Annotated in this window: 8 protein-coding genes and 1 pseudogene; 8 read left to right on the forward strand and 1 reads right to left on the reverse strand. The window is 28.6% G+C overall.

Going from position 1 to position 8716, the window contains the following annotated elements; translation table 11 throughout:
* Positions 1 to 33: 33 nt before the first annotated feature.
* Complete coding sequence (locus tag NNC19_RS08040) at positions 34 to 1512, reverse strand: transglutaminase domain-containing protein (protein WP_310938113.1); 1479 nt, start codon at positions 1510 to 1512, stop codon at positions 34 to 36.
* A 142-nt stretch (positions 1513 to 1654) separates the two neighbouring features.
* Here NNC19_RS08040 and NNC19_RS08045 point away from each other — a divergent pair, with 142 nt between their 5' ends.
* The 8 genes and pseudogenes from NNC19_RS08045 to NNC19_RS08080 form a co-directional block, all read left to right on the forward strand.
* Positions 1655 to 4138 (forward strand): cohesin domain-containing protein, encoded by a 2484-nt coding sequence (locus tag NNC19_RS08045; RefSeq protein ID WP_310938114.1) that lies wholly within the window; start codon positions 1655 to 1657, stop codon positions 4136 to 4138.
* Positions 4139 to 4430: 292 nt separating this feature from the next.
* Complete coding sequence (locus NNC19_RS08050; protein ID WP_310938115.1) at positions 4431 to 4730, forward strand: WXG100 family type VII secretion target; 300 nt, start codon at positions 4431 to 4433, stop codon at positions 4728 to 4730.
* Between the two features lie 113 nt (positions 4731 to 4843).
* The gene (locus NNC19_RS08055; protein ID WP_310938116.1) at positions 4844 to 5143 is read left to right on the forward strand and encodes a hypothetical protein; all 300 of its coding nucleotides are present in this window, start codon (positions 4844 to 4846) and stop codon (positions 5141 to 5143) included.
* A gap of 15 nt (positions 5144 to 5158) precedes the next feature.
* The gene (locus tag NNC19_RS08060) at positions 5159 to 5500 is read left to right on the forward strand and encodes a hypothetical protein (RefSeq protein ID WP_310938117.1); all 342 of its coding nucleotides are present in this window, start codon (positions 5159 to 5161) and stop codon (positions 5498 to 5500) included.
* 31 nt (positions 5501 to 5531) lie between these two features.
* A complete protein-coding gene (locus NNC19_RS08065) occupies positions 5532 to 6233 on the forward strand; it encodes a hypothetical protein (protein WP_310938118.1) in 702 nt (233 codons plus the stop codon).
* Between the two features lie 7 nt (positions 6234 to 6240).
* A complete protein-coding gene (locus tag NNC19_RS08070) occupies positions 6241 to 7857 on the forward strand; it encodes an Mbeg1-like protein (protein ID WP_310938119.1) in 1617 nt (538 codons plus the stop codon).
* A 22-nt stretch (positions 7858 to 7879) separates the two neighbouring features.
* Positions 7880 to 8293, forward strand: coding sequence for a hypothetical protein (locus tag NNC19_RS08075; RefSeq protein ID WP_310938120.1), 414 nt, complete (start codon positions 7880 to 7882; stop codon positions 8291 to 8293).
* A 215-nt stretch (positions 8294 to 8508) separates the two neighbouring features.
* Positions 8509 to 8716: pseudogene (locus tag NNC19_RS08080) on the forward strand (IS701 family transposase); the annotation flags it as partial.

Here is an 8716-nt window from a genome sequence, read left to right on the forward strand (position 1 = left end):
ATTATATTTTTCTCTCATTACAAATATAAATAATTATAGTTGTAATGCAATTTTAACAAGATCATATATATCTATAATAGAATCTGAATTAAAATCATAGATTGCCTTATATTCAGCTGTCCCACTTTTTGCATTGTATACCTCTGCTATAGTAGCTAAGTCTACTATAGAAATTAATCCATCAGCATTTACATCTTCTTTAAAATCTATGGATAAAACCTTAGTTTTACTCACTCCTCCTTCAGTGTAATCAATAGTAAGATTTGCCCCAGTCTTGTACATATTTTGAATTGAACCATTTATAGTAAAAATAGCTTTTTCAGATTTATCTGTTAAATTTAATCGATTTACATTATAAAGGTTTTCTGAGGAATTATATGAAATGCGATATAAATTATTTTTATATACTTCAAACTTTGAAGTAGCCTTATTACTAATTAAAGTTTTATTTTGACCTTGCAAATCCATTGAATATATATAATAATTTTTATTCACATAGTCTGAATAATATAGTTTATTCCCAAGTGTTTTATATTCATTTCCATTTCTTAAAAAACTAAATTTAGTATTAGTAGATGCTGGATAGCCTGCTTCATCCCAGACATGAGGGTTTGTCCCACTTTTCATTTCTGCAGTTGTAGCATTAAAATAAGTATAATCTACATAATCACCTTTATAATCTGGATCATCCCAAGTTAAATCTAGAAAATAATAATATCCATCCATCTTTACATAATTCCATGCATGGTTCATTTCTTGACTTTCTACAATTCCTGCCTCAATCCCACTATCTCTAAGAAATAATCGAGCTGCTTTTGAATATCCATCACAAACAGCTATTCCATTAACTAAGGAGCCATAAGCAGTATGACTTATATTAGGAACAGTGTTATTGTAGTAATTATCATAGTCATATTTAGTATTTTGGATTATGTAATCATGTATTACATATTCTTTTTCTAAAGCTGTAGTTGCCTTTGATACATAATTATTTTTTATCTCCTGAACCTTACTATTAAACTTTGTTTTCATAGTGTTTATAGTAGTATTATCATTAGAATAAGTTACAACGAGGTTATATGATGTTATTTCATTAGTTGATGAATTATAATAATAACTGCACTGCACACTTAAATTTGGATAAAATAATTCTGGATACTCATATAAAGTATCAAAGTAATACTCCAAAGGAATCTTAGCATCAGTTCTATATTTAAAATACTGTATATATTGATTTAAATTTATTGTAGTCTGTAAGTTTTCTAGACCTTTTTTAATTTCTCCAATTATTAATTGTTCTCCTGTTGATGCATTAGCTAGTCCAGTATAAGCATTAAATGATTTTGTTAGAGTAGTTGGATATTCCTTAGAAGTTCTATATTGATCTAAAGACATGGACTCCTTAACAGAATACACAACATTTTGGCTACTTGTACTTTCTGCCTTTGCTACTGCAAATGTCATTAAATTAAAAAACAAAACAACTAATAGTAATTTTCCCACCTTTTTCATAATAGTTTCCCCCTAGTATTTTTACTTATATTTTATAATATCGTAATTTTTTCAGCAATCCTTAAAGTTTATATATATTTTGTTCGAAAAAAATATATGATGCATATTATTTCTATTACAACTAAGGAGGAAATTAAAAATTATGACGAAAAATATTCTTTTTAAAAAGATTTACGTTGCATTTTGTGTATTAATCTTTTTTGCCCAATTTGCATTTTCTAGTTTACATCCCCTTGCTATTATAAGCACTGGTACAAATAGTTCAGAAGAACTTAATAAAACATATGCTGCAACTTCAAATCAGATTTCTTATAGTGTAGCAGGTGCTCCAACAGTAGGAAATACTATAGATATTGCTATTAATATATCATCTATTAGTAACCTCTATGGTGCTTCTGTAGACTTTCTATATGACACTAGCTTAATTGAAGTTCAAAGCATAACTGTAGGAAACTTATTTGCAGATAAAATATCCTCTCCAACAGTTCAAAAAATAGAAGGTGGGCAAGCTAATCTTGCTATGACTTTAAGTAGTTCTTCTGATCCTATAAGTGGAAGTGGAACAATTGCTACAATAAAAGCTAAAGTTCTAAAAGCTGGAACTATCAATTTAAAAACCACTGATAATTCTAGTCTTTTATCCTTAAGTGGATTTGCTACCTGTGTTAAACTTGCTGATAACCTTAGCAGTAAAATTGCCTATACATCTATTGATAATAGTATTACTACAGAAAATCTTGCAGTTATTCTTAAGCAAGGAAAATATCAAAATATAGATACAAAATTAACTTTTTCAGGCACTTGGATAAAAACTACAGATGGATCTCAACATTATTCATCCACTGCTAACAGTAATCTTTCATTCTCTTTTGAAGGCACTGGTATAAAGCTTTACTCTATTGTTGCTAATAATAGAGGTATTACAAAAGTTATTATTGATGGGGTTAATTATACTGCTGATGGATACTCTGCTTCTGTTGCATCTGACAAAGTTATTTTTTCAAAAGATGGCCTAACCTTTGGTAAACATGATGTTCAACTAATAGTAACTAACACTAAAAATGCAGCTTCTACGGGGTACTTCACCTCAATTGATGCTGTGGAAGTTTTAAACTCTAAACCTCCACTTACTGTTGGTAGGCATGAAAATATTAGTGAAAATTTAACATACTCTGCTAATTGGATAAAGACAACTGATTCCTCTCAGCATTTTTCAAGCACTAGTAATTCAAAAGTATCATTTTCATTTGAAGGTACTGGAATAAAACTTTATACTATTGCTGCTAATAATAGAGGTATTGCTAAAATTATTATTGATGGAGTTGCCTATACTGCTGATGGTTATTCTGCAACGGTTATTTCAAAGAAGGTTATTTTTTCAAAAGATGGCCTAGCTCCTGGAAGACATGAAGTTGAAATTGTGGTTACTAGTTCAAAAAACACAGCATCTTCTGGTTACTTTGTTTCTATTGATGCTATTGAAATTTTAAGTTCCAAATATATTTTAAATCCTGGTTCATACCAAAATACTAGTGAAAATTTAAATTATTCCGCAGGTTGGGTAAAGGCAGCAGATTCCTCACAGAATTTTTCAAATATTAATAATGCAAAAATTACTTTTTCTTTTGAGGGAACTGGTATAAAACTTTATTCTATTGTTGCTAATAATAGGGGTATTGCTAAGGTATATATTGATGGTATTCCATATGATGCTGATGGCTATTCTGCAAGTGTAGTGGCAAACAAAGTTATCTTCTCAAAAGATGATATGCCTGCTGGAAATCATGAGGTTCAAATTGTAGTTACTGCTGCAAAAAATCCATCATCTTCTGGCACTTATGTTTCTGTAGATGCTATTGAAATTTTACAAACTAAGCCTACTATAAGTGTTGGTAGATACGAGAATACAGATGATGCATTTACTTATTCTACAGGGTGGACAAAGACAACTGATTCTTCTCAACATTTTTCAAATGTTAATAATTCATCAGTTTCATTCTCTTTCACTGGTACTGGTTTAAAACTTTACTCAATTATTGCTAATAACAGAGGTATTACAAAGGTTATTATTGATGGAGTTAATTATACAGCTGATGGTTATTCTGCAACTGTAGCTTCTAATAAAGTTATATTTACTAAAGATGATTTAACAGCTGGAAAGCATGATGTTCAAATTGTAGCTACTAATACTAAAAATGCTGCTTCAACTGGTTACTTTACTTCTATTGATGCAATTGAAATTTTAGATAATCAAACTGTATTTAATGCTGGTAGATATGAAAATACCAATGCAAATTTAGATTATTCAGCCAATTGGATAAAGTCAGCTGATTCTTCTCAACATTTTTCAAATGTTGAAAATTCTACACTATCATTCTCCTTTAATGGAACTGGTTTAAAGCTTTATTCTATTCTTGCTGATAACAGAGGTATTGCTAAAATCTTTATTGATGGAGTTGAATATTCAGCTGATACATATTCTTCAACCATAAAGACCAATCAACTTACTTTCACTAAAACAGGATTAACTGCTGGAAAGCATGATGTTCAAATTATGGTTACTAATACTAAAAATGCTGCTTCATCAAATTATTATATCTCTATTGATGCTATTGAGGTTATTTAAAGGAACTTATATAAAAAGAAGCTGTTGCATATGAACAGCTTCTTTTTAACATTTATAAATTTCAAATATATATATTCTTATTACATTCTAAGAAATTAAAAGTTATGTTGGTATATTTTATTTCAAATTGTTGAATTAGGCAGAAAAATAGATTATAATAAAAAAATCATGCTAACAAGTGGTTATTACGATTGTATTTACCACTTTCTAACTATATTCCCTACAAAAATATTAAAGACTTAAATATTTTTTGAGAAAACCTAGGTGAATTAAAGTACAAAGGAGAAATAATATGGATAACAGACAAATAAGATTAAGTCCAGAAGCTATGGCAACTAGAGCAAGAGAATACAGAGTTGAAGCAGATAATATTGGTAATGTAATTCAAAGAATGGAAAGCCTTCTTAATCAATTACAACAAGAATGGGAAGGAAGTTCGAGTGTTGAATTTGCTAACCAATTTGAAAGATTAAAGCCAAGCTTTAGAGAAGGACAACGCCTAGTTGAAACAATTGCAAAACAATTAGATACAATATCTAGTGCACATCAAGACTTAGACTCAGGTATGGCAGGCCAAATTAGATCATTCTAATAATTTTTAAAGAGGAATTCCATAAAGGGGTTCCTCTTTTAATAAGTACAACAAAACTTAAAAACTTTAATAAATAAATTAATATATAATCGTAAAGGAGAGATGAATAAAGCATGAGTACGGCAAGTAAAAGTAATGAGTTGATAGTTCTAGATAATGAATATAGTTATGCTTCAAAAAAATTTACTAATTATGCTGATTATTTAAATGAGGCAATTAATGAATATATAAGAGTACTAGAATATGTGATTTCATATGGAATTAATGATGAAAAGATTACTGAAAGCTTAAATGGATTGCTAAATGAAGTAAAAAGGTATCCAGATGCTATACAAAGTGTATCTCAAGAAATTAGTGAAATTATAAATGAATATTTATCTAAAATTGATTCTGCAGATAAATTTTTATATTAGACAAAGGAGATCAGTATGGAAATTAAGATAAACATAACTAGTTTGGAAGAGGCAGGAAGAGTTTTAGACAATCTTGGTAGTAGGTTGAATAAAGCAAATTTTATGTTTGGTAATATGAATTTAATAGAAGAGAGTTCAGGGGTCACATTTACATCTGTAAATGAAGCATATAGAGAGTTAAAATATATTGAGTCATCTATTGCTGTATTAATTGAAAAAACAAAAATAGTACTTGAAAATACAGGAATTGCTTTTCAAGAAACAGATAATAATTTAGCTAAATCAATAACTAACAATTTAAGTATACCAAATAAGGTAAACATTCCAAAATTTAATTACAATAAGCAACCTGAATAGCAAGATGTTTAATTTAGAAAGAGGTGAAATTTTGAGTAAAGTAAAAAAAGGAATGTGTGTATTAGGATTTATTCTATTAATAGGAGGATGTTGGTGGATGAAGGAAAATGTATTTATAGACCATACAGAAAGAGCACAAAAGCAGATAGTATCATATCTAGAGAAAAAATATGATAAAAAATTTACAGTTATAAATGTAAAGGGAAAAGAGTTTTTAGATAATAATAATGTAGACCTTTTTGTTTATCCAGAAGATGGAGATAGAGAAAAAGATAGATTTACTGCAACTAGAAAAAATGGTGATGAAGGATATATTTTTGAAGATAACTATTTTGAACTTTTAATAAAGGATGAATACCAAGAAAAGGTTCATGAAATAGCAAAGGAATTTTTTCCTGAGTGTAAGGTGAGTGCTTCTTTTGAAGGTAAGTGTTTTCCTTATGAATTTAATAGCAAATCAACATTACAGGATGTTATAGATAAAGGTGAAGATATAGATTCTCTTATGAGGATATTTGTGGCACCAACTTTAAGTGGTATAGATGATTTTGATAAAAAAGTAGATTTATTTGTAAAAAAGATGTCAGAAAACAAGTTGCCAACATCAGTAAGCGTTTTTTATTTGAGTGACCACAATCTTGATTCTGATTTTTATGGAGAATTTAAATATCAGAAAGTCAGATTTATGACAATTAATAAAGATTTAACTATTGAGGAATATAAGAGGAGTTGAGAATTATATGGCAAATTATGAAATGAATCAAACAACTACTGACTACTTAAAAAATGGGGAGTTGAATGAAACAGAATTAGCACTATTAAATAATTTGATGTATATCAAGTCCATTACAAGTAGTGATTATGAGGGAAAACCTTTAGGTGATTTTATAAATCGTATACGAAAGAAAGGTCTTGACAAACTTGATGATCCTAATGATAACTTTGATTTCACAGCAAAAGAATGGGATAAAATACTTTCAACAGTTGAAAAAGATGAAAAACTAGCAAACTTAACTATAAAATATCCCCATGAAGATGAATTCGGAGGACAACAAATTTGCCTTGTTAATAATTCAGGGCAAGCTACAGCGGTATTTAGAGGTACAGGCTCTAAGGAGTGGCCAGATAATTTTAAAGGAGCATATCAAACAGATACTGACTTACAATCAAATGCATTAGATTGGTTTAATAGTTTACCTTATAACAATGTAACTGTAACTGGACATTCCAAAGGTGGAAATAAGGCACAATATGTTACTATAAAATCCGATAAAGTATCTAAATGTGTTGCATTTGATGGACAAGGATTTTCAAAGGAATTTTGTGAAAAGTACCAAAATGAAATTGCAAATAACAAAAATAAGATAACATTAATTGCACCTAGTGATGATTATGTAAACATATTATTATTCAGAATAGCAGGAAAGACTATATATACACAGCCTGAAAAATCTATGTGGGACAAGTTAAAAGATGAAGATATAGACGAAATATTAAGGGAACATTGCCCAGATAGAATGTTGCAATTTAATAAAGATGGTACAGTTTCCCTTAGAAATCAGGTGGAGCAGGAACCTATTATGGCTTTTCTTCATGAATTTACATTATATATTGAGAAAAATGCTTCATACGAAGATAAACAAGCACTATTTAACTTTATGGGAGCTTCTATTACTAGAGAAAAGGAGCGAGGAGATGGTTGGATAGATTGGATAGATAGCAAGGTTTCAACAGGATATTATGCAATAGAAGCTTATGAGGTATTTACCAAATATCTTAAACCATTCGCTAAGCCGTTAATAGGAAGTGCAGAAACAGAAAAGTTATGTAAGATATTATTTAACTATTATGCAAGTAAAGAAATGTCACCAACAGATTCAACAATGTTGAAATTAATTTTTGCTGATATGGCAAGTAAAATGAAGTCAGCAACACTTCCTTGTTTAAGTTCAACTCTAATAAGAGATAATATAGAACCATCAACTAAAGCCCTTGAAGGGAAAATAAGAGATTTTTCAAAAGAAGTACAAGACGAATTAAAGAGTCTAGTAAAAGAAGTCGAAGATGAGAGTTTTTTTAATTTCACAAAATGGGATGTATGGTATAGAATTGAAGATTCTCAAGGTAAATTAAATATAGAGGAGTATCATGATGATATAAATACATACTATAAAAAATTAATAGATATTAATGGTACTAGTTTAACTGAAATAGATAATATTTTTCAACAAGTAAAGAATATTGATTGTGAATCTGCTAGTCAAATAAATCAACACTGTGAAAAATTAAAAGATATAAAAAGAAACTTAGATAGATTGTCTGAAGGCATTGATACTAGAAAAATAGAAGTTAGATAAAGAAAAAGAATAGGAGACAATGATGATTAGTGAAGACATATTAAAAAATTTAAATTTATATAAAAACCATAAAGTTGATTTAGAAGAAAAAATAGAAAAATTAGAAAAACAGCTAGATTATATACATGAATTTAGACATAAATATAGAAGTTGCAAAGAAAATTTCAACTATAGTATGCACTATAGAAAACAAAATCTAGCTAAAATACAAGGTTTTGGATCAAAGGTAAATATAGCACAGTCGCATTATCTTAAAATGAATGATATGCTAAATGGAAACCAATTCAACAGTGTTATAAATAAAGTTGAGGACATAGAAATTATTTTAGCAAAAAAAACATCTAATATAGAGTTAGAAATAAGCAAATTAAAGCAAGAAATGCAATCTTATGAAACCCAAATTAATAACCTACATTATGAGTTAAGTAACATATAACAATATTTTTTTATACGGGAGTGTATATAGATTTGTATAAAAATTCACTTTAATCAGTAGATTTATTTAGTGTACCATTTTTATGAAACTATAGTTGAGAAAATATCATAACATATATTTACAGTTAAAAAATTTTATAAAAAAATAGAGACAAACTTCACATTTTGTTGTATAAATTAATTTGCTGAAAAATCTTAACAACAGGAGTGAATTATATGTCTCACAAAAGTATTTTAACAGAAAAATCACCAATAAAGCAATTTTTATTTGAATTTGGATTTTTCTTATACTTTTCAAAACCTGTATTAAGGCATATTGAGCAATTTATAAAAGGGGCTATACAAAAGGGCTATAAAGGAACCGTAACTGATATCGTCCTGTTAAGCTTTGCCGATTGTCATAGAACTACCTTTGGTAAATTTT

This window comes from Clostridium sp. SHJSY1 (assembly GCF_031626875.1).
Taxonomy (GTDB): domain Bacteria; phylum Bacillota; class Clostridia; order Clostridiales; family Clostridiaceae; genus Clostridium.

Bases quoted from the DNA above. Each gene is read 5' to 3' on its own strand.
- NNC19_RS08040 (WP_310938113.1), bottom strand. From the start codon at position 1,512: ATGAAAAAGGTGGGAAAATTACTATTAGTTGTTTTGTTTTTTAATTTA.
- NNC19_RS08050 (WP_310938115.1), top strand. From the start codon at position 4,431: ATGGATAACAGACAAATAAGATTAAGTCCAGAAGCTATGGCAACTAGA.
- NNC19_RS08055 (WP_310938116.1), top strand. From the start codon at position 4,844: ATGAGTACGGCAAGTAAAAGTAATGAGTTGATAGTTCTAGATAATGAA.
- NNC19_RS08060 (WP_310938117.1), top strand. From the start codon at position 5,159: ATGGAAATTAAGATAAACATAACTAGTTTGGAAGAGGCAGGAAGAGTT.
- NNC19_RS08075 (WP_310938120.1), top strand. From the start codon at position 7,880: ATGATTAGTGAAGACATATTAAAAAATTTAAATTTATATAAAAACCAT.
- NNC19_RS08070 (WP_310938119.1), top strand. From the start codon at position 6,241: ATGGCAAATTATGAAATGAATCAAACAACTACTGACTACTTAAAAAAT.
- NNC19_RS08045 (WP_310938114.1), top strand. From the start codon at position 1,655: ATGACGAAAAATATTCTTTTTAAAAAGATTTACGTTGCATTTTGTGTA.